The following is a 21783-nucleotide window of genomic DNA, read 5'->3' on the forward strand; positions in this document are numbered from 1 at the left end:
TCAACGATCCAAAAGCCGCACCATCAATAAATCGTCGCGGGCTATGTCATCAGTCAAGGTCCCACTGGGTAAAACTCCATACTGCGTGTAACCCAGTTTTTCGTAGAAACGGATAGCCGCACTGTTGAGAACTTCAACATCCAGCTCGAGCTGCGTCACGCCTTGGGCACGAGCATGTTGCTCCAAATAGCGCATCAACTCAGTCGCAATACCACTGCCCCGCGCGGCAGGTCGGGCATATACGGCGGTAATCTCCGCACGATGCTGGGTTTGGCGGTGCGCAGATTTGCGGCTATATGCACAGGCACACATCAACTCACCGCCCAGAAATCCACCAAGGGTCGCACCACGCGACAGCTGGGCCTGAACAGACGCGTCGCTCTTGGCCAGAAACTCCTCAAGCGTTGTGAGAAATGCCGTGGGGTTCTGTCGCAGAGCCTCGGCGCGAAGGTCGCGCCATTGGGCCAGATCATCCGCGCCCAACCAGCGTATCATTCAGGGTGTTTGGGTGACTTACGAGACGGAGCCACATAAGGGCGCGTCACATCTTGGAAAGTTATGTTGACGCATTCAGCCTCCAGCGCGATTGCACCGTCACCTGCGAGGGTCAACTCGAAGCGCCCTGCCCCGTCATCGCCCGCGTCCCATTTTATGGCCAGTAACGAGAGCACCATTTCAGGGTCAGAACGATCAAGCCCGCTAGAGGACACCTTTGTCACATCGTCAAAGGCCAAGACCGCGCGTACGCGTTCAAAGTCGCGGCCACGGCGCTCAGCTGCAGGCAAATCTTCCCAGCGGAAGCGGTTCAATAACAAGGCAAAGCGGCGCTGCGCCGGTTTCCACGACATCTCGGCCATAGGAAACACGGCGTCTTGCGCGAGGGAGGATATCACGGTGACATCCTCCGCAGTTTCACCTTTCAAGCGAAGCGGCTTCTCGGCGCCATCTTCAAAGCTTGCATCTTGGCTCATTCAGGCACCCGTTTGATCAATGCACCAACGCCGCCGAGTTTCTCTTCGATCCGCTCGTAGCCGCGATCAAGGTGGTAGACGCGCCCAACGGTGGTTTCACCCTCTGCCGCTAAGCCCGCCAAGATCAAGGACACAGAGGCCCGCAGGTCAGTCGCCATGACCTGCGCACCTTTCAACTTAGACACACCCGTTACCGTCGCGTGGCCCCCTTGAACATCAATATTGGCGCCCATGCGGATCAGCTCTGGAGCGTGCATGAAACGGTTCTCGAAAATAGTCTCGTGCAGCTTAGATGTACCTTCGGCGGTGCAAAGAGCGGCCATCATTTGGGCCTGCAAATCAGTTGGGAAGCCCGGGAACGGTTCGGTTTCCACGTCAATCGCCTGCAAGCGGTCGCCATTATGAGAGACCTTCAAACCGCGCTTGGTGTCGGTGATGACAACGCCCGTGGCCTCCAGCTTTTTGCAAAACACATCAACCAAGTCGCGGCGGCCGCCGATCAGTTCAACCTCGCCGCCTGCAATTGCAGGTGCGATCATGAATGTGCCAAGCTCGATGCGGTCTGCGATTACCTCATGAGTGGCGCCATGTAGACGGTCGACACCTTCGATGGTGATCTCAGACGTGCCCGCACCCGTAATTTTCGCGCCCATGGCGGTCAAACACTTGCACAGATCCACAGTGTCCGGCTCACGCGCCGCGTTTTTAATGACAGTGGTGCCTTTCGCCAAGGTCGCGGCGGTTATGGCGTTCTCGGTGCCGCCCACGGTGACGAATGGGAACTCGATGACAGCGCCCGTCAACCCGTTCGGGGCTGAGCAGTGCACGTAGCCTTCGTCCAGCGTGATTGTCGCCCCCAGCTTTTCCAGTGCCATCAGGTGCAAATCCACCTTGCGCGCGCCGATGGCGCAGCCCCCCGGCAAGGAGACTGTCGCCTCCCCTTCGCGGGCGACCAGCGGCCCCAACACGTTGAAGGAGGCCCGCAGCTTGCGCACCATTTCGTATTCAGCTTTGCGGTTGGTGATCGTCCCTGCGGACAGCACCATCACGTTGCCGCCGTTCAAAAGGGCGACTTCGCAGCCCAACGATTCCAGCAGTTCCGACAATGTGCCGATGTCCGACAAGCGTGGCACATTGGTCAACGTCAGCGGTTCGTCACTCAAAAGTGCGGCGGTCATAAGTTTCAGGCAGGTGTTTTTTGCCCCGGAGATCGTGATCTCCCCGTTCAACGGGCCATTGCCCGTGACGATAATTTTATCCATGTTTACTGCCCTTTATTCTCGTTATCGCCCGTATTCTCGGGTTTTTTTCTGGCGCGTGCCTGTTGCTTTCGACGCCCCATATTGGCCTTCAATGCTGCCTTCAAACGCGCCTCGCGGATGGCGGCATGATGCTGAGGCTTAGACGTGCCTTTGGGGGGTGTTTGGTCGCTCATGGGACTGTCTTAACGCAGGGCGACAAAAGGGTCCAGATTAGGCTTGCACCGGTGCGGAATTACCCCTAATACCCCGCCCACACGCAAGTGAAAATGCTGTGGTAGCTCAGTGGTAGAGCACACCCTTGGTAAGGGTGAGGTCGGGAGTTCAATCCTCCCTCACAGCACCATCTCTAAAATCACCCCCTCCAAACACGCCTAAAGCTTTGAATGGCATAGATATTTTTGGAGTTCTAGCACCCTCAATTCGATGGTAAGAAAACCCTTCTGTGAAGGCCAATCTGAGCAGTGTTCGACGCAATTCTGGCTGACCACTTTCCCATAGTTTCCAAGGGCTTGATAGTAATTTCAGGGAGAGTTCTAGCATCTCTTCAAACCTCCTCTGTGGTGGGGCTTGATATGCCAAACTATCCGTTAGCCTAACCTTAGCCTTTTCAAGCTCGCCAATCTTGTCTTCATACGCACCAATCACAGCATCATTGGATGCCTGCATGATCCGCCCTAGCAAACCTTCGATTTGCTTTTCAACATCGGCTATTTGGTGTTTGACCGAACGTGTGACGTCCTTGGCCTGCCCCAGACGCGCAGTCCAAGCATCCTTGAACATGGTCTTTGCCAAAAGAAATAACTTCGGGCTTGGCTCTAGTGTTTTGACCATCTCACCAAATGCCCCTTCCAGCTTATCGCGTGGAATCGACTTGCCGTAGCTATCGCATCCTTTGGATTGGCATAGATAGTAAGGATAACGCTTGTACTTGCCCTTGGCCCACGACGAGCGCAGCAACGACCCGCAGTCGCCGCATGTTGCAACACCGCGCAATGCGAAGTCGCTGCCGATGTCTCTACGAGCTGGGGCATAGGCCGTGCCGCGAAGTCGCGTTTGAATTTTCTCAAACGTCTCCATTGAGACCAAAGGCGCATGCTGGCCCTTGAGCCAGTTCAGCCCATAGACCTCACTACAGATATATCCTGCATAGAGCGGTTGGCGCAGCAGGTCGGACACGCGTTTATCGCGGACCCTCCCATCATTATTGTAAGGAAAATCTGGCTTTCCTTCTAAGTATCGCGTCACTTCCGACTGCGTTTGAAAGCGCCCAATTGCAAAACCCTCTAAGACTTCGCGGATGAGGCTGGCTATCGGCTCATCCGCAACCAATACTTTGCCCTGCCCTTTGATGGTTTTGTAGCGCAGCCCAACTGGCGCGTTGTGCACCCAATAGCCCGATTGCATACGAGCCTTCATCTTCTGGGCGACTTGTCGTCCGTTTTGTTTACGCTCCAACGCTCCTTGCGCAGCCATGATGGTTTCGATGAACTCACCTTCGGGCGTTTCATCAAACTTGAAATTCAAACACTCAATGGTCGCATCGCGTTTACGGAACGCATCGCGCAGATCGAGGTGGAACCGCGTATCTCGTGCAAAGCGTTTGAGATCATCAAAGATCACGACAAACGGCGTGTTTGGTTGAGCGTCGAGGAAGGACAAGAGCGCCACCATGCCGGGGCGTTTCATAAAGTCACCCCCGCCAGTGATCGTATCAGGAAACACAGCCGAGACCTCATAGCCCTTGGTTGCTGCAAACTCACGGCATCGGGTTTCTTGGCTGGCCAGCCCATGGCCATCCTCTTCCTGCGCCCGTGACGACACACGGCAATAGATCACTGTCTTAGTGGGGTTTGGGGATTGTTTTGTATCTAGGGCCATCTCTCCTCCTCATTATCATCTTGGTTGTAAGTGTTCTGTTTCATCAAGGATAACAGATCAGGTGGCGTATCACTGAGCGGATCATCACCTTGTCCACAAGCCTGTTGAACAGGATGAACACCAAACCCAAGATCAACGAAGCTGATCACTATGTACCACAGAGCCTCAATCAGCTCCTCTTTTTCAGCATCAGAAATATCTTCGTCCTCAAGCAATGGAAGGTACGCATCCCAATCAATGGCGAGGCTTGGTGGCGCTGTTTCAGGGTTAAAATTTGGTGGCAGCGAGTCACGACTATTGGGCTTACGGGGCATGGCCAGTTTCCTTTCTTTAAATTGTATGGGTGATACGTCCGCTCGTTGTGTCAGCGACACAATTGGAGCTGGAACAAATATAGAACATCATCCATCATTTCGCTTGATCACGCAAGAGAAATTTGAACAATCCCATACGCTTAGCCTGTCCATATCATGGCAAACCAATGACGATCTAAGGTATTGAAAGGGTATAATCGGGTAGCGGCGATACGCAGAATATTATGCGATGGGGTTCACAGGCCAATTCTCGCGCCCATGACGAACCCGCAGAATACGCACCATACGATGGTCATCAACAAGATAGATGATGACATGTGACTTTACAGGATGGATGCGCACAGGCGGGGAGATTTCTTCGCGTATCCTTGCGATCTCTGGATTGTCGCCAATCAGCGCAATCATTTCATCAATTTTGTCCTGATACGTTTCAGCTTGCGCAACGCCAAACTGCTCAACACCTGTGAGATAGATTTGAATAAGGTCGGATTCTGCCTGTTTCGAAAGACGATAAGTCATCCCGAAGTGCGTGCACTCGCTTGGTGTCTGGCAATGTCACGGATTTCAGAAAGGGATTTGTCGCTATCACCACTGGCCATGGCTTCATCAACCAAACGCTGCATTGAGGCGATCTTGGATGAACGGTCTTGATCATGGCGAATAAGGTCACGCATGTATTCGCTGGCGTTATCGTACCGCCCTGACTTCATCTGTTGTTCGACCCAATCCCGCATTGGGCTGGGCAATGATATATTCATGCTGGCCATATCTGGTCCTCCTATGAACAGTATGTCATAAAATGGCAGATATTGCCATAGGAGTATAATCCGCATGCCTTTTGACCCAACCAGCACCGAGCACAAGGCGCAGCTCTACACGGCAATCGTTGCAGCGGCGAAACTCGCGAACGAATACTTTGATGATTTCCTGCAAATCCCGTTCGATCAACCATGGTCGTTAAGCCCCTCATCTCGGCGCAACCTCCAGCGAGGCGCGTATTCTGAGATCAGGGCCAAAGTTCTGTATGAGTTTTTACTAAAGCAGCATTTCACGGTGGCGCATCGCGAGGCTCCAAAGATATTTCCATACACGCCAGAGATGAGGTGGAAGAAAATTGTCGATGAGCAAGCCGTTGAAGGCCAGCTAAAGCTCCTTTCGATCAAGCAGGAGATGGGCATTGTGCAACGCGCTAGCGCTATGGATGCCGCTCAAACAACTATCAAGCTAGGCCAAGAATTTTGCTTCGAACTCACAAGCGCGATTGATTGCTATGCCCTACTTTTGCAGGGTATTCGAAACACTTGGCATCCTGTCCCGCTAGGGCAAGATGGCGCGATGACTGCACAGATTGTCGTTGGCGCAAACCTTCTGCCTCAAACCAGTGAAGGCAAACCTGATCCGCTGGTCGAAAGCCACGACTTGGGGCTGCATGAGTTTGTAATGGTCACGACCCAAACACCTGATATCCCGATGGCACTGGATAAGCTTGTGTCGTGGGTGCATGAGGCAGACGCTGATCTATTCAAAGCCAAAGTGCGGGTTTTGGAGTGAAGGGCCAAAACCGCTACGACACTGGCGGCCCATTCCTGCCGTTCAAGCTTGAGCGAATGCCCCAGAGTTGGTTTCCCAAAAGCAGACGTCCAAAACCAAAACTGGCATCATCGAACTGCCAAGAGTAGGCCAGAGCCTAAGTGTCTAGATCGATGACATCAGCTTGTGCTGACGGCACGATGTGAGACAACTTTCGCGTCGTGCTCTTAGGCTGCTGCATATCGGGTAGAGGCCTCATAGCTAGCTTCATTGGCATCTGGCCTGCCATCCCGCTGAATATGCAAGTTCCAGTTGGCAGCGTCGGGATCGACTCCTCAGTGATTTTGTCAATGTAAGACACGGCGGTAGCAATGGATTGCAGATCACGACTATTGATCAGCCGATGAATAAAGTAATTATGGGCTTGGGACGTGATCGTTTGGGATATGTCACTCGGGCGTTGGCTGGAGACGGTTATGAAGACCCCAAACTTCCGGCCTTCTTTGATGATTTCTTCGAAGGTTTCTAGCCTGTAGTCTTTCCAACTTTCGGCTTCTCGAGATGACTCGTAAGATAGAATGTTATGAGCTTCATCAATAACGATGCTCAACGCAGTGTCCGTGTCGGCGCGGTCTTTCTGTTCCTGGTAGACGCGCTTAGAAATCAAAAGAGGAAGCGTTTTCTTCATTTCGATATTTACGTCGTGGAGGTTTATGACAACCACGTTGTTGCTGAAGACATCACCAGTGTTCTGAGGATCAAAAACTTTTCTTATGTCTGCCTGCTTGCTTTTCAATTTATTGATTGCCGGGGCAATATGCTCGTTTTGAGCACGATTGTTGAGGACATCCCAAACCAGCTGCACGTAACAAATTGATATGAAATCGATAATAATATCGTTCGCAAAATCGTAGGCTTCAACTCGTTGATAGATTTCTGTATTTGGTATCGCATTTGGATTACTCGTCAGGTACTCGCCAGCGCCAATAAACTGAGCCGTTGTGTTATGCCACTCTAGGTCGCGTTCAAGAGGCACATCGACCCCTTCTTCCTCGCACTCAGGCAAAATTTGGCGCATATAGTCGATCAGGAGAAAGGCCCGCTCCTTGTCCGCCATTTGTAAGATCTGTGTAATCTGCATACGCAGCATGCTTCGCAGATGGTCCCTGCCATCTTCGCCTTGTCCAATCCGATTAGTTAAACTTAAGGCTCTTCTTATAAACGGACGTTGAGTTTTCTCTGTCGCATCCGAAAGTATGGCCAAAGTTTCAAAATCTAGAAACCCAGCTTCGGATAATGGAACCTTATCGCCCTGATCATGTCTGGTGGATAGATTGTAAACGGTCTTATCTGGGGTAAGGCAATTCTCCCGAGAATACTCCCCGTTGAAGTCGAAGAACAAAATTCGCACCCTCTGATCAAACAATGCCTGATTTCTCTTCCGCATAGTTTCGATATAGGTCTGATACAACAAAGCAACCGTGTTCGATTTACCGCTGCCTGTATTGCCGAAAATCGCGATGTGACTGTTCATCAATCCGTCGACTGGAAGGCTGATCTCAAACCCCTCGTAGTCCGAAACCGCGACATTCAAAGGTATTGCGTCTTCCGAGACGAGGTTATGTATTTGATGAACTTTCTCGCTGGTCAGCAAGTAGGCTTCGTTGCCTACTAAGGGTAACTCCTTGGTTCCCCCAAAGAACGTCCCGGAACGGTCCACATAGCCTACAAGAGCAATTGACAGCGACCTCTTCGAATTGGGAACTTTGGTGGCTTCAGCAAGAAAGAGCGCGTCGGGACGAGCGTATTCACCATCTACCTTTCCTATTAAACTAACGAAGCCTTTTCGAATGTCGATGTAGCTGCCCACTGCTACGTTGCGGATCAACTCACCGTCAAAGAACAGTTCAGATAGGTTCTTATCCTTGTCTACAGTTACTGAAATTTTGCGGCCTGTGACCTCTGTCACCTCGCCAACCCTAAGTACAGCTTCCTGCTGAAGCCGAGCATTAGTCATGGATTGCCTCGGGGATAGCACCGATCATATCGAACAGAGAGTTTAGCGCGGGAAAGTCAATCTGTTGATCATCCGTAGGTTTGATAATTAGAACATTACGGTAGGCTGAGAATTTTGCTTCAAGGTCGGCGGCACCGTTCTGACTAAAGGCGAATACTACAACCTTTGCGGTGGGGTTGCGCAGTGCTCGCCGAGTGATGTCCAAGATATGCTCATCAGCAAATGAGAAACCAAAAACGAAGAGTAAGGCATTCTCCATTTCCATTGCGTTTGTGTATAAACGCAAAAGGTCAAAATATACTCGATCCAGTAGTGTGGACTCGAATTTCCGCATGTTGGGTAAGATCACAGCTCGCTTTGCAAGCGCATCCCTAACTTCCTGTGGGTTGTCTTTCTGGATCGCTGTGAGTTGAATTTTTTCTGGCTCTCCAAGCATGATTTTCTCGTCGGCTTTACGCTTCCACGAGATCGATCCATGAACTTTGACTAGGTTCACCGACGGTATTTCCGATTGATGCTGATACACCGTACCCGACCTGTAAACTCGGTCGAAAAATAATTCCGGTGCATACTCGAAGCCTGAGTTACCTATGCGTCGATTAAAGCCGTCGTTTAGAACCAATGAAGGTAGGAGCGATGCCGCAACCTCGAAAAACTCATCGTAGTTCGTCGTGAAGACGTTGGCTTGGCGGGGCAAAAGGATGTTTTTGCGCTCAAAGAGAATACGGTCGATAGAACCTAAGAAATGAAGGTAATTTTTGAGCGTAATGTCAGTATCGTCGCCCTCCGAGTATCCAGCTGGCAGAAAGCCATGCTGGTACTCAAGTTCTTCGATGAACATCAGAGCTTTTTTGTTTGCCTCGTCATGTTCTGAAGCCGCTAAGTGCTGATCGATTTCCTGTTCCACATTGCCAGCAAGTTGGATGGCTGGCATCGATGCGCCAGAGCCGAATAGGAAATTGAGGTGAGCGGACTGAATATAGCGCTCTAGAAGTCGTGCCACTTTCTCGGGATCGTTTAGTTCAAGGATTTCCATGTCGCCCGATACTCTTACTTAATCACGAGAAGCTTACGTCAGGGTTCCGATTGGAAGTAAGGCCTTCGGAACAATTTATGCGGCATTAAGTGGTCATCCGGTGTCATTTTTTTGAGGGGAGCTTGCTAGATTTGCTAGGTTTGAGAGACGGTGTGTTCCCTGGTGTGGTTTTGTTGTCTCGGCGACGCTGATCCGGTTTTCCCGTAGATTTTGCAATCGGCTTTGGTCCTGGTTTGAGTGCCATAAATGCTATCCTTCCTTGGCTAAAAAATTAAACAATGTGTGTACCGTCTTACTGGACTTGAAAGTATGGGGGTACTGTGAAGCGGGTGAACACGTATCCTACTAATAGCTCTTAACCGAGCTTGTCGGACAACATGACCAATCGTGCCATGGTTGTAAAGTTCGGCGCAACAAAAAGTCACATTCGGAACGGCTCCTGAATGTCGGCTTTTCGGACTATTGCAAAGCTAGTTCGCCATTGCGGCGAAGGTCCGGTTCCCGCCCTCATTGACTCTGCACCAATGTTGGATTGAACAGCATCAACCTACCCCATTCCACCGCTCCTTCAGTTGTCAGATCATCAAACTTGCTAGGATCAGCCAACTTAGCGACCTGAACATCTCGGAAAAAATCTTGGGCTTCACCAAGGTCTTCGCGGATAGTTCCTGCATCGGCGATGCGAGCAAGGTTCACAGCGTCAAAGAAAGCTGGAATGACCACGGCTCGATTGAACGCGGCTTGCTCCTCATCTGAATGGACGATGGGTTCAATCTCCAACTCAGGATGCTGCATGGCGATTTTAGCTTGGATCATGGGCATCTCAATCACGTGACCAAGCAATTGGAATATTCGCGTTGCAGCCTTTGGATGTGACGAATGCTCATGATTATTCTTGGCATCTTCACGCTCGATTAGCATCATCACTGCCGAGATGGCCGCTGTCCGCACTCGAAGGCTTTCCCATTCATCTGGCGAATACGCATCAATCAGCATTTCTATGGCGTCATGATCTGCCTGCATCTCCAGACAAGGTTCGACCTTAGGTAGATCACCTGCGTCTATCTTCGTCAATGTTGGCGAAGATTTTGACTTCGCCCGTGATACAACACCAAACGTAGACGGCGCGTGTGCTTCGGTCAGACACAGCCGCCCTGCAAACTCGAAATGTCCCATTTCGAAATGATGCAGCTCGTGCAGCATCAACCAGACGAAACCCAGATGTGTCATCTCCTCTGCGCTCGCGTCGATTGGGCCGCCCACACCTGCTTTGAAGTCATCATCTGCAAGTGCGTTCATCCATAGCTTTTTCAGCTCTGCAACCAGCCCTGTGCTGACCGTGATCGTCAAGGGGCCATCATTGATATCAGCCACAGCCCAAAAGTTCGCATCTGCGATTGGGACGAGGTTTGGAACAGTGGGAAACACCTGCCCCATCGTCTCCTCATATTGAGCGAGGGCGGTGGTCAGGGCCAGCTCAATGGCCGTAATATGTGCTTTGATCATAGATTAGATTGCACTTTAGGTAAGGTTTTCCTCCATTGAGGGTGGCCATTTAGGAGCATATTGCCGTTAATAATTATAGTGTCTTTTGGCGATTTTTTAAGTGCATATAGACGATTTGGATTTGTGGACGGCTGGGCTTGAAGCACCGGACCTGAAGGCGAAAGCCCCCTCAGAGGTTGGGCGCGTTGAGCAGTTTGATGTCACACCTCTTGGTGATCAGTTCGGGCAAGACAATAAGGCCTATGTCCCTGAGGCACTTAAAGAACCGCTTTTTGGTCAGCTTGACGCAACCGCCGAGACGCCACCATCCTACACCTATGCAATCCTTGACGCCGCCAAAGTGGCGGGGCTTGCCGAACTTCTTGCGACATCAGGTCTAGAGCACCGCTGTTTTTACAAGGGCGATACATTTGACCAACTTGGTGATGTCGCCCCTTGGATTGTGCGCCTTAAGGAAGAAAACAAGCTAACGCAAAACCTCTTCACCCAAGGGGATGCGCCTTGGCACCTGTGGGGCAATGAGGCGGGAATCTACCTTCGTTCGACTCAAAGCCTTGAGGCTTTGTGGCAGCATTTTCGGAAATTCACCAAGGTTCAGAACAGTGCTGGTGCGTCGGTATATTTCCGTTTTTGGGAGCCACATGCCACTCAAGCCTATCTTGGGGTTAATCCCATTGATGCCATCGGTAGCCCGTCTTTCTTTCACAGCTACAACGCGAAGATGGCTGACGCCGTTATTTGCTGTAGCACTCAAGATGTGTCCACCGTGCATTATGCGCCCGAACGTGAACAACACCCCACTGAGGCAGGTTACAAGCTGACACTTGTGCAGGAAAAAGCCTTAACGCAAGGCGAAGAGCGACGCCGTCGGGCTGATATCGCAACGGCTCTACGACGGTGTTTTCCAGACAAAACCGTTGACGTTCCGCGTGATGTGTTGATCGACACCGTTGGACGGGTTGCCTTGCGCATGGGGGCTTACGGCATCCGCAAGGTGCGCAACATTCATGTGCTAGCCAGTTGGCAATTGTTCTACGGGGACTTGTTCGAGCGGCGGGACCCAAACGATGATCTCTATAACATCTGCCGCTCCACTCAGAGCGAGGACGCCAAGCTGATGCAAATGCAACGGCGTATGGATGTCCTGCATGGCGAAGGGGTGTTCTGATGACCGATGGAAATTCCGCCACACCCAGTCCAAGCGCCGTTGCGGCGCAGGCACAGGCGGACGCACCCGCGTCGCAAGGCGAGATGGACCGCATTTGTTTGCCCTGTTCGGGGCAGATCATGGTCGAGGCCTGCTACGTTGATGCATGGAATACCCCGCTGACAGACGCTTGCGTGAAAGTCGAAGATTCGACGGGTGTTGTGGTGGATGGCGCAATCCGCACTGAACCACTGGCCGCACACGGTCAACAGGACGGCGATGCGCCGACCGCACCACTGACTACAATGGGAACCACGCCTCTGATCGAGGTTGCCCATGGAATCACGGATGTATCGCTCGTGGCACAAGGCGCGGGCGAGGCCGACAGCGGTATGGAGGACCTCGGCGCGGCACTCACGGCATTTCGGGATGATGCCCTTACAAAGCTGCAACCTTACGTGGCCGAATGGGAGGAAAAAGGCCTCCTTTCCATCCCTGAGGCGCGATTGCGCGGTATCGGCAAGGGGTTGTCGTCTTGGTACGAGGGCGAAGCCAGTTTTTGGGGTGGGGTCAGCGAAAAAGCGATCTCGGCCTACCAAAGCGCAAAAGGTTTGGCCGAAGACGCAGGCGAGGCTTTTGATGCATATGTCGCGCGCCAAACGCCCATGGAGCAAAATCTAATAAAATGGGGCGGTCCCCTCGGCGCGGTCTATGTCTTCGGCACATCACTGGGCGAAACCGCTTTTGAGGCCGTCTCGGACCTTATCGATGGCATCGATGACCTGTCCGATTATATCGACACCATCATGGCGGCGATGCGCAATTTGGCTTCGGGTACGGTAGACTTGATGGAGGCCGCGCTGGATACTTTGCGCGATCTGCCCGGCGATCTGGGCACGCTCTTTGCGCAACTTATCGACAACGGTCAAGACTGGATCGAGCGCATGGTGCTCATCGCCAGCGAGACCTCGGCCTTCGAGAACGTCTTCCATGTCATCATGTCCGTGGCGATGAACATGGTGCCGAATTTCTGGTCCGAGATGGTAGGCGTGGTCACCGGCTTCATCCTGCCCGAGGTGCTGATCGAGATTGTTTTGGCGGTGATCGCGGCCTTGACTGGGGCTGGAGTAGCACTTCTCGCGGGGCGGTTTGTTGCATTCATAGCCAAACTGAGGGGCATGGCAGTGAAGGCGAAAAGCCTCGGCGTTCTGGCGGACATACTTGATGCGTTCCGCAAAGCCATCGCAGCACTGGCCAAAATCGGCAAAGGCCTGCATGACGAACTAGAAGCCGCTACCCGTGCGGGGGCAGATGGCGTGGCGCGGATTCGACAGCGTTTGAACCAACGGAAGGTTGAAATTAATCCGGACAGCTTGCGAAAAGATGGCCCAAATATAACCGTTGTGCGGAAGCGCGCGGAAATGAGTCGTGACATCGGCGATCATATGAAAAAGCGCGACCTCAACGTTCCTAGGAAACGAGGAATTGGTGGTGCGCATGACAAGGCTGTATTTGAACGCGAACTTGCTGCGGAAGGAGGCGTTGTAACAAGCCGAACGCCACACCCCACTCTAAAAGGGGTCGAGCATGTAGAATATCAATTGCCAGCACTTGATGCGCGAGGCAACCCAACTGGGCTTATGCGCAGCAAAGGCTTTGAGAAGACTATTTATGATAGCACCATTTTGAGTGACGGTGATATGATACGCATGGGGCAAGAAGCCGCTGATAATGCGTTGGCGGCAGGGAGAGGAATTCTCCCTCGTGAATGGACTGGCCTGACAAGCGAAGGTATACCAATGCGGGGCTACTCGACCGATGGGGTCGTCACATCATTTTTCCCGGAGATAAATATATGATACAAAGACTTTCTCTCTCCGAAGACTTGTACCCAATTGAAGCATTTTTCAATGTGCTTACAGATGAAAAACTCCTAAAAGCTCTTTCCTCTTTTTCAGAAGGTCGGGGCTATAACCCAGAAGACAAAACTTGTGATTTCCCTGCTGATTTAGCCGAAGACGAAGGCGGCCCAGAAGGACGGTTCGATTACATTGAAGTCTGGACCTACGCAAACAATCAAGAAGTTCGAGTACCCTTTCTCGATTTTTCCAAGTATATTCTGAGCGCCGTTGATGCACAAATATTGCTTGATTCTAATAACAAAGCCATGTGGGAGGAGGCTGCTGCGAAAGCGGTTGCAGCACTGAAGAACATCGAACGCAACCACGTGAACTATGAAATGCGCCGACTGAATAAACTCTAATTGATATAAAGAAATTGAATGACAATGACTTTGTATATGGGGTCGGCGTCAGATGTGATAAAAAACTGCCTGCTTACCCAGTCAACATAAGAAATCCAAATTCTTGAACTCATAATTGGTGCCAATGCCGGTGCCGGTCTCACTTATTTTTATCTGAAACATTCGAATGCCAAGCGACGGAAAACGTTTGAGCGTCGAATGACGATTAACGAGCTGCGAGCAAATTATAAGGTTGTTGTCGATACTGTAGATGACAGCGTCATAACCATGTATCCTATGTTTGGAGGACGTTAATGAAGCTTTATATTAATACAGTTGCTGGCGCTGAACCTGATCCTTATGATTTGGGGCGGATTCATCTTAGAGATGAGGCGACTAGACTGTGTAGTGAAGATGCAAAACCCAAATCAGATTACTTAGTCTATGTTGAGCTGCTGAACCTTTTTGGCGCAGCTATGACTGCATGCATAAATTCAACTAAAACCTCCTACACATTGCCAGATGGAAGTAGGCTAGCATGCGATGGATCGAAGCTCACGGCTAAGTTGGAATTTCAAAATGTTAAGCTAGATTTGGATTTGCTAGAATTACTAATTGAACTGAAAGATGTCCTTCAGGTTTCGTTCAATAGGTTGTCAAATTATTCAGACACAAATGACTCTCTATTTTTAGATATAGTTGACGCCCTAGAAGACAGTCAAAATGTCTAAGGAAGCTATTTTTTTTGGTTTTACCATGAGTTGTCGTGAACCGATTTTGTATTTACCCTGCTGCTTAATCCCCATTTCAGAATAACCGCGAGATGTGGGTCATGTGACCCGTTTTCGCTGCGACCCTTCGGCCATCTTCCAGTTTAAGAGTAACCGCAAGATGTGTGTGGTAGTACCACACCTCTTGAAAAGGGGGCTGCTGCGCTCCCCCGTTTTATCCCCCTAAGCCAATGGTCATGATGCGGCGTTGAACCCTACCATGACCATCCAAACATATCGGTGTTTGATCCCTCACAAGGAGATTTCGCTCTCCCTGCACCCATCGACACCGGGGCGTTCCTGCCCCGAAGCCCCCTGACCATAGGGGCTATCGCGCCGCCTTTGGATACCCACTCGCAGGATTTGAAGCCATGACAGCTCCACCTGCACCAAACCATGCACAATCAATTGGGTGATTGGCCCCCACCATTCGCGGTCGTCCCCATCCACTGCCCGACAGGGCATTGCGCAGCAATGTCCCGAGAGCGGCCGAGCATGCTTTTTTGAGAAGACGCAATTCGAGCGCCTGTTCCGCAACGACCTCCTTGAGGTCTTTTGCCTCGCAGCGCAGTCCCTTAACACTCATCAGTGTTTGCGGCACGCGCTGTGTCTCCAGCAAGACGGCGCTTACCAGCTTCCATGAAGTCCTTGGACCACTTGTAGTAAATGCCCTGCGATATCCCTTCACGGCGACACAGCTCTGCAATGCTGTTTTCGCCAGGCATGCCATCTAGCACGATCCGGATATTCTCTTCGGATGAATAATGCTTGCGCGTGGCGCGTTTAATGTCTTTGGTGGTCCTCTCGCTGAGGTTCTTCGTTGTCGTTCTCATTGTCCACTCCTCAGTGGTGACGATGAGAACAAACACTCTCTTAGCAAATAACCCTATTTGGCCCCATAGGCGCTGACGTCAGACACAGCACACCCGCCGACGTCTACTTCGGACGTGACAAAGCCATTCTGAAACAACGCCCTTCTCGGGACATTGCTGCGCAATACCCTGTCAGGCAACGGAATGGATCAAACGAAAGACGCTCGAAACGCGACGCTTGCATCGCAGACAACGCGCCGCATATCTTGGCTCCAAAAAACTGACGACGGTCAGGATTTCCTTACCTTTTGAGTATCTATCAATTACTCTAATATTGGATGAGATTTGAAAACCTCCTGATGGGTTGGATTACAGTTTTGCCGCCTACCTCCCCTGAAATTGAAAACCTGAACTTGCGAGCAATGCGCCACAAGTTGGCTATTTCAGAAAGCTCCCTTTTTGACGAAGCTAAGGTCACATCTGGGTGATGTCTGACCGCGAGGTATCAATGTGTGAAACGGGATTGAGTAGAATGAATGCAATCGCACATTTGAAGTTTAGAAGCCATTTTTTGTCTTTTTTCTAATGTCGACAGTACTAGCCAGCTGGGTGTTCTCAGCATTCGCTGAAACCTCCAAGCCAGAGAACCTTCATCGGACGGGCACTCTCATTCTGAACATTTTGGGACTATATTAATAAACTGGTCTCAGACCTTGAAGGGCTTCCTCACCTTCGTTAGTGTCGCCTTAATGAGCGCTTAAAGTTCATGCCCAATTTGATGAAAATGCAAATGGAAAGCATTGAATTAATTGGTGGAAGCTGTAGGTAGTGAATTCTATGAATAGACTATTATATTCTTTAATTGTGGCTGTAGTTTGCAGCCTTTCTGTTTCCGCGAGCACAGTCCCCCAAACTCGCCACAGTATAAGCACGGTTATTTTGAGCGTGTCTCCATTTGGCGTAATGGAGTTTGAGGGGCTAGGTCCAGCAAGGCTTTGGGGTATCGTTCCACGAGTTGGTTTTGAAGCTTACATCGTTGAACGCCTCCTAGAGGAGACGATAAATTGTGAACCGGCAGGCGAAACTTTTACTCGAGAAACGAAATTAGCTGAAGATGGCGTAAATGTTCTTGACTGCGCTGCAAATTTCAACACCAGAGTTTTTTCGAGATCCCTTCAAGAGCACTTTATTTCAATTGGGATAGCGGAAGAGCTATGTAGTGAGACGCGAAATTACTTCCAGACCTGTGGCAAGTCTGCAGAATAGCAAATATTAAGGAACAGAATGATACTTGAAGATTTACTTGCATCCTTTTCATTCACCTCCAACCAGAGTGTTTCGGTTTTCGAGGCCAAAGCTAGAGACGTATTAACGTCCTTGTACGGAATAGCAGAGCAAGCTGCGTCTCAAGGCGATCAAAGATTGCTGCAGATGCTTAATGGAATTTCAGCTGACACTGTTCGAAATTACAGACTTATAGATGCCGATGGTCAGGCGGCTAATCAAGCTTCCGCTTATGTGAGTTCAGACGGTACGCGGCACGAAGTTAGGATCGATTTTGATGGCGTCGAAAATGAAGTGTTGTATTTAGCCGCCGACGGAACTGTCCAAAATATGAGTGCCGAAGCTGCTCTGGCCCATGAGCTTGCGCATATCTACTTCGGTTCGCTGACGGATTCCGCCAAAGATCCTGTGTCCTCGGATGTAAGCTCATTATTCGATCCGGAACAAATGGCGGGGCAGATGGTAGAAATTGAGAGCATTGTCCACGTTGCTATGGGTAATCCACCGAGAATTTCTTATTTTTCTGCCAGTTCAACAGCCGGTAGTTTAGCTGTCGGAGACAGCAATTTTGAGCTAGAAGAATTTCGCAATTATACCCCATTGAGCTCCGAAAATGTTGATGTCGTTTTCGTTGATAACACAGAATTTGTTGTTGGTGAGATCTCATTAGAAGATCTTGCTCCGGACACGCGTAATTTGGTAGTCCTAGGAGATAACGCTAATGTCCTGTTGGGAGGGGTGTCGGACGACTACGTCCATACCAGCGGAGGAAATGATGCGGTATTCGCCTCGCTAGGAAATGATTTCCTTGATGGGGGCGGCGATACGGACAACTTGAGTTATGCCGATTTTTTTTCAGGAATTAGTGTTGCTTATGACGTCGAAGCAACTGCTGAAAATGCTTCGGCTGGTGGGACTGGCAATGTCTATGCGGCAACTTCGATTGCATCACCATCGCTTTCAAGTGACCACTTCGTGAATTTTGAGTTGTTACACCTTTCTGGCATGGATGACACAGTATTGTTTTCTCCGTCTTTCTTTGAGCTCAACTCCGGCGGCAACGGCGGCATTGATGCAGGTGAAGGCACTGACACGCTTCAGATAGAGAACGGAGCAAACAGCACGGAGACGACGATCCGTCTCCAAGGTGAGTTTGTTGACTCAGGCGACATTGGTGGACTTCCGTTAGAGCCGATTGGTGATGCCCCAGCGGGGTCGATAACTTCCGCCGCAGGCACTCTTGAAATTCAAGGTTTTGAGAACGTTGTCGGCTCCGATGGCGTTGAGATCGTATATCTTGATGGCAATAAAAACCAAGTCAGCTTAAACGGCGGCGATGATACCGTTTATGCCCGATCCAACGGCGAGGTTGGGGTAGTTGATCCAGAAGGAAGTTTCATCGGCCCACCCGCTCCTGGTGACAGCGTTGATGGTGGACTTGGCACAGACACGCTTAACGTTGTCGACGCAGGTGTTAGTCTTTCTGTAGGTGCAGTGGGCGACGACTTGTCAGCGCAGCTGCTTAATGGGTTCTCGGTCGATAACTTCACTGGATTTGAGACTTTCATTGGTGATGACCAGATGGCGATTGAGTTGTTTGGCACTCAAGGTGGAGAGCTCAACCTTGAGACCGGAATTGGATCGAGTGGCGGGCACAGCTTTACGTTCTCAGGATTCAATAGTGGTGCCGGCTCTGTTTCGGCGGACGACACATTGATAGCCGCCGCCTCTGGATCAATCCTGGCTGGTCGAGGTGGTTCAGACACTCTTATAGGTGGTGCTGGAGATGACAGCCTTAATGGTGGGGACGGGGACGATATATTGACTGGCGGAGGCGGCGATGACAGCCTGAGTGGCGGGGGCGGGAAGGATATCTTGACGGGCATCGGCACTCTCACAGGCGGTGGTGGCAGCGATATCCTCCTTTCTGGCGGCAATAATACTGGCCTCTCTGGTGGTGGAGACGACGGCAGTGATGTTATTCAAGCACGGATCGGCGACAATGTTTCCGGCGGCGCGAGTGACGTTCTTTCGGTCAATGGTACGGTGATTACCGGTACTGACATGATTTTTGGTGGTACCTTCTCCGGGCACCAATATCTCCCTGGGCAACCCTCAGGGAATTTCGAGAAGGTCACGGCACTTGAATTCGCAGTGTTCTTGGACCTCTCGGTGTTTCAGCTTGGCTTCGATGGCACCATGAGCAGCCTACTTTGGGATGGTTACATTGTTCTCGATCCAAGTGCTGAAAATTTTGACGCAAATGGGAAATTTGATAAGACGACCGCAGACGTAACGATTGGTTACAGCTTGGGTCACTTTGGCTTAACTGTGAGTTCGCTAGACATTTTGACCGCGGAAAATAACTTCTTCATTTATCAAGATCTCACCCATGATGGCACGACCTATCAACTTGGGACCGGAGCAGCTGGACTTGGGAATCAGGGCAGCGAACAATTACCGCCGCCTCCTGTTGATGGAACCGGCGACGGCAGCGAACTTGATGCAATTCAGGTCAGCTATGCGATGCAGTCAGTAGAAGTGATTGCAGATCTCGAGGCTCAAGTTGTTAATCTGAGCGATGGAGGATTCAACACTTTCTCAGAAGAAACTTCCGGCGTCGAAGGCGGGTCCAACAGCGATTCATTGTCGGGAAATTCAGGCGACAACAATCTGATAGGCAATGCTGGAGATGACACCCTGTCAGGCGGTGATGGCTTAGACAGGCTGGCTGGTGGCGCGGGTAACGATATGCTGACTGGCGGTGCATGGGCCGATGTGTTGGACGGTGGCGACGGACAAGACACTGCCGATTACTCGGATGCATCGGAGGGTGTATTCGTGAGCTTAGATGATACCTTCCTTAACACCGGAGACGCGCTTGGCGACATATTCGTAGATGTTGAGAATCTGGCTGGCTCTCAACATGATGATGAGCTTCATGGCGACGCTGGCGACAACACAGTTGCTGGTCTCAACGGAGACGACAAGCTCCTTGGTGGGCAAGGCAACGACACGCTCACGGGTGGAACCGGCGCAGATGTCTTCAGCTTTACCAGCGGAGACGGTTCAGATCAGATCACCGATTTCGATGCGACTTCAGACGAGTTGGAAATCGAAGGCCAGTTCATCGACATCGAGGCTTTGCCGATTGGCGTGACTGCCGTGGATCAAGGGACAGATGTTCTTGTGACCTACGGGAGCAGTGACACGATCCTCTTGCAAGGTATATCTATCGCAGAATGGATCACAGGATCCAATACTATCCTTCCGACGGGCAGCGTCGAAGGTACAGAAGGTTCCGACATTATCGACGCCGCTTTCATTGATGCTGAAGGCGAGGCTGTCGGCAACACTGCAGACGTGATCAATGGTCTGGGCGGGGATGACACGATCAATTCCGGCAATGGCAGTGACATCATCTACGGCGGCGACGGAAACGATACGATCAACGGCGGTCGCGGCTCCAACACCATTTATGGCGGTGCCGGGGATGACACAATTTACGTCATAGACAACAGTATCGTTGATGGCGGAGCGGGCGATGATTACTTATACTCGAACCTGAACAAAGGTGGCGATCATACGTTCACGGGCGGCGAAGGTGCCGATACGTTTGAATTCAACCATGCCCGATCCTCGAAAGCCGCTGTTGAAGTCATTACGGATTTCGAGGTCGGTGTGGATACGCTGATGGTCGAAGGTCAGGTGTTGTCTGGCCTGTTAGTTGAGAACCTGCCTAGTGACTTCACGACAGGATCCACTGCCGACGGTAACCTTGTCATCAACTATGGAGGGGTTCACTCTGTCACTCTGAATGGTGTGAGCGCAGAGGCGTTCTTTGTCGAAACAGGGCCGACATCAACAGCAACCGTAGGGACTTCTGGTGATGATTTGATCGACATCAACTACTTCGATGCTGAGGGAGACACTGTTTCAGACGGTGCAGACACTATTTACGGCTTCGCTGGAAATGACGTGATCAATTCGGGTAACGGTAATGACACCATCTATGGCGGCGAAGGCAACGATACCATCAGGGGCGAACGAGGGGCGAACACCATTTATGGTGAGGACGGCGATGATACGATTATCGTAATTGACAGCAGTATCGTCGATGGCGGTGCCGGGGATGATTACCTATTTTCTAACTTAAACAAAGGTGGCGATCATACGTTCACAGGCGGCGCAGGAGCCGACACATTCGAGTTTGCATATGCAGGAGCGTCAAAGGCCGCCATCGAGGCCATCACAGACTTCGAGGTCGGTATCGATACGCTAATCATTGACGGGCAGACTTTGTCAGGACTAACACTGGGAGACTTGCCGTCACCTTACACGTCTACAACAGATGATGGCAGTTTAGTGCTTAACTACGGCGGCATTCACTCAGTGACGTTTGAAGGAGTGACTGAGGCCGAGTTCTTCAGCATCTAGGTGGAAACAGATACGCCCAATACCTTGAGGCTTCGAAGGAAACTAGCAAGGAATTCTAACCCAGAGGCTTCAATGATCTGTACAAATTGAGGCACCTTGGCCGCGTCGACGATTGCGTAAGTCATCATGGCCGGTGCTTGATCTTCCTCGACGTCGTTGAAAGATGTTTCAGCACCAAAGAAATGACCAAGAAAATCGTCTGGCACAGTCGCAGGTTCGATAGCGCCGAACTGACGCCCAAGCGGTTCCGTACTGCCAACGTCTTCAAATGAAATTATTTGCTCCAACAACGAAATGCTTTCAATACTTTTCAAATCAAAAATGCTGAGAATGCTCCCGCAACGTAATGGGGTCACCCTTCAAATATATAAGTCAATAAATTGACGGTAATGGATGATCATCGTTTCGAAAACACCAATACCGAATTTTGGCTAGCGATCCCCACCATCGGGTCAGTCCGATGGATCACTGCTTAGGGCTACCGCCCCCTGCGCAGGCCAAAGGGTGGGTCCTCGCCATGCTCGCTTCATTGGCATTACAGCTTGCGCGTGGCTCTGGTCCCGCGTGACCGCGCCCT

19 protein-coding genes, 1 tRNA gene and 1 pseudogene are annotated in these 21783 nt (G+C 51.0%); 7 read left to right on the forward strand and 14 right to left on the reverse strand.

Annotation, left to right across the window (positions count from 1 at the left end; genetic code table 11):
- Genes ABJN86_RS12795 through ABJN86_RS12810 form a run of 4 tightly spaced genes read right to left on the reverse strand, consistent with a single transcriptional unit; the run spans position 1 to position 2406 of the window.
- The gene (locus ABJN86_RS12795; protein ID WP_348367634.1) at positions 1–495 is read right to left on the reverse strand and encodes a GNAT family N-acetyltransferase; all 495 of its coding nucleotides are present in this window, start codon (positions 493–495) and stop codon (positions 1–3) included.
- A complete protein-coding gene (locus tag ABJN86_RS12800) occupies positions 492–971 on the reverse strand; it encodes a DUF2948 family protein (protein WP_348367636.1) in 480 nt (159 codons plus the stop codon). Before ABJN86_RS12800 ends, ABJN86_RS12795 begins: the two co-directional genes overlap by 4 nt.
- Positions 968–2233, reverse strand: coding sequence for a UDP-N-acetylglucosamine 1-carboxyvinyltransferase (murA, locus tag ABJN86_RS12805; protein ID WP_348367638.1), 1266 nt, complete (start codon positions 2231–2233; stop codon positions 968–970). Before murA ends, ABJN86_RS12800 begins: the two co-directional genes overlap by 4 nt.
- A gap of 2 nt (positions 2234–2235) precedes the next feature.
- On the reverse strand, positions 2236–2406 hold the full coding sequence (locus ABJN86_RS12810; protein ID WP_348367640.1) for a hypothetical protein: 171 nt from the start codon (positions 2404–2406) through the stop codon (positions 2236–2238).
- Between the two features lie 95 nt (positions 2407–2501).
- Here ABJN86_RS12810 and ABJN86_RS12815 point away from each other — a divergent pair.
- Positions 2502–2576: transfer RNA gene (locus ABJN86_RS12815), tRNA-Thr, on the forward strand.
- Here ABJN86_RS12815 and ABJN86_RS12820 read toward each other — a convergent pair.
- The 4 genes from ABJN86_RS12820 to ABJN86_RS12835 all read right to left on the reverse strand — a co-directional run bounded on the left by ABJN86_RS12820 (position 2555) and on the right by ABJN86_RS12835 (position 5192).
- A complete protein-coding gene (locus ABJN86_RS12820; protein WP_348367641.1) occupies positions 2555–4111 on the reverse strand; it encodes a recombinase family protein in 1557 nt (518 codons plus the stop codon). The two genes, ABJN86_RS12815 and ABJN86_RS12820, sit on opposite strands and share 22 nt — an antisense overlap.
- Complete coding sequence (locus ABJN86_RS12825; protein WP_348367643.1) at positions 4102–4425, reverse strand: hypothetical protein; 324 nt, start codon at positions 4423–4425, stop codon at positions 4102–4104. The genes ABJN86_RS12820 and ABJN86_RS12825 overlap by 10 nt, the downstream gene beginning before the upstream one ends.
- Before the next feature lie 222 nt (positions 4426–4647).
- Positions 4648–4944, reverse strand: a complete 297-nt coding sequence (locus ABJN86_RS12830) for a type II toxin-antitoxin system RelE/ParE family toxin (protein WP_348367645.1) — start codon at positions 4942–4944, stop codon at positions 4648–4650.
- Positions 4941–5192, reverse strand: a complete 252-nt coding sequence (locus ABJN86_RS12835; RefSeq protein WP_348367646.1) for a type II toxin-antitoxin system ParD family antitoxin — start codon at positions 5190–5192, stop codon at positions 4941–4943. The genes ABJN86_RS12830 and ABJN86_RS12835 overlap by 4 nt, the downstream gene beginning before the upstream one ends.
- A gap of 64 nt (positions 5193–5256) precedes the next feature.
- On the opposite strand from ABJN86_RS12835, the gene ABJN86_RS12840 reads away from it, so the two are divergent.
- Positions 5257–5976, forward strand: coding sequence for a hypothetical protein (locus ABJN86_RS12840; protein WP_348367648.1), 720 nt, complete (start codon positions 5257–5259; stop codon positions 5974–5976).
- A 136-nt stretch (positions 5977–6112) separates the two neighbouring features.
- On the opposite strand, the gene ABJN86_RS12845 is transcribed toward ABJN86_RS12840, so the two are convergent.
- The 3 genes from ABJN86_RS12845 to ABJN86_RS12855 form a co-directional block, all read right to left on the reverse strand.
- On the reverse strand, positions 6113–7972 hold the full coding sequence (locus tag ABJN86_RS12845) for an ATP-binding protein (RefSeq protein WP_348367650.1): 1860 nt from the start codon (positions 7970–7972) through the stop codon (positions 6113–6115).
- Positions 7965–9008, reverse strand: coding sequence for an SIR2 family protein (locus tag ABJN86_RS12850; RefSeq protein ID WP_348367652.1), 1044 nt, complete (start codon positions 9006–9008; stop codon positions 7965–7967). Before ABJN86_RS12850 ends, ABJN86_RS12845 begins: the two co-directional genes overlap by 8 nt.
- Positions 9009–9515: 507 nt before the next feature.
- Entirely contained in the window at positions 9516–10514 is a 999-nt protein-coding gene (locus tag ABJN86_RS12855) for a hypothetical protein (RefSeq protein ID WP_348367654.1), read from the reverse strand.
- A 100-nt stretch (positions 10515–10614) separates the two neighbouring features.
- On the opposite strand from ABJN86_RS12855, the gene ABJN86_RS12860 reads away from it, so the two are divergent.
- From ABJN86_RS12860 to ABJN86_RS12875, 4 genes are all read left to right on the forward strand, one after another.
- Positions 10615–11682: a DUF4123 domain-containing protein gene (locus tag ABJN86_RS12860; protein WP_348367655.1), complete on the forward strand. Its 1068-nt coding sequence runs from the start codon at positions 10615–10617 to the stop codon at positions 11680–11682.
- Entirely contained in the window at positions 11682–13520 is a 1839-nt protein-coding gene (locus ABJN86_RS12865) for a CdiA family toxin C-terminal domain-containing protein (RefSeq protein WP_348367657.1), read from the forward strand. Before ABJN86_RS12860 ends, ABJN86_RS12865 begins: the two co-directional genes overlap by 1 nt.
- Positions 13517–13924, forward strand: a complete 408-nt coding sequence (locus ABJN86_RS12870; RefSeq protein WP_348367659.1) for a hypothetical protein — start codon at positions 13517–13519, stop codon at positions 13922–13924. Before ABJN86_RS12865 ends, ABJN86_RS12870 begins: the two co-directional genes overlap by 4 nt.
- Before the next feature lie 293 nt (positions 13925–14217).
- Positions 14218–14634 (forward strand): hypothetical protein, encoded by a 417-nt coding sequence (locus ABJN86_RS12875; protein ID WP_348367661.1) that lies wholly within the window; start codon positions 14218–14220, stop codon positions 14632–14634.
- A gap of 291 nt (positions 14635–14925) precedes the next feature.
- Here the strand turns inward: ABJN86_RS12875 and ABJN86_RS12880 are convergent, their stop codons facing one another.
- Positions 14926–15138 carry a hypothetical protein gene (locus tag ABJN86_RS12880; RefSeq protein WP_348367680.1) on the reverse strand — a complete coding sequence of 71 codons (213 nt, stop codon included), beginning with the start codon at positions 15136–15138 and terminating at the stop codon, positions 14926–14928.
- Positions 15139–15172: 34 nt separating this feature from the next.
- Positions 15173–15506: pseudogene (locus tag ABJN86_RS12885) on the reverse strand (transposase); the annotation flags it as partial.
- 1263 nt (positions 15507–16769) lie between these two features.
- Between ABJN86_RS12885 and ABJN86_RS12890 the strand changes: the two are divergent.
- Positions 16770–21206, forward strand: a complete 4437-nt coding sequence (locus ABJN86_RS12890) for a hypothetical protein (protein WP_348367663.1) — start codon at positions 16770–16772, stop codon at positions 21204–21206.
- On the opposite strand, the gene ABJN86_RS12895 is transcribed toward ABJN86_RS12890, so the two are convergent.
- On the reverse strand, positions 21203–21520 hold the full coding sequence (locus ABJN86_RS12895; protein ID WP_348367665.1) for a hypothetical protein: 318 nt from the start codon (positions 21518–21520) through the stop codon (positions 21203–21205). The genes ABJN86_RS12890 and ABJN86_RS12895 overlap by 4 nt on opposite strands.
- Positions 21521–21783: the final 263 nt, after the last annotated feature.

This window comes from Litoreibacter sp. (genome assembly GCF_039974535.1).
Classification (GTDB): domain Bacteria; phylum Pseudomonadota; class Alphaproteobacteria; order Rhodobacterales; family Rhodobacteraceae; genus Litoreibacter.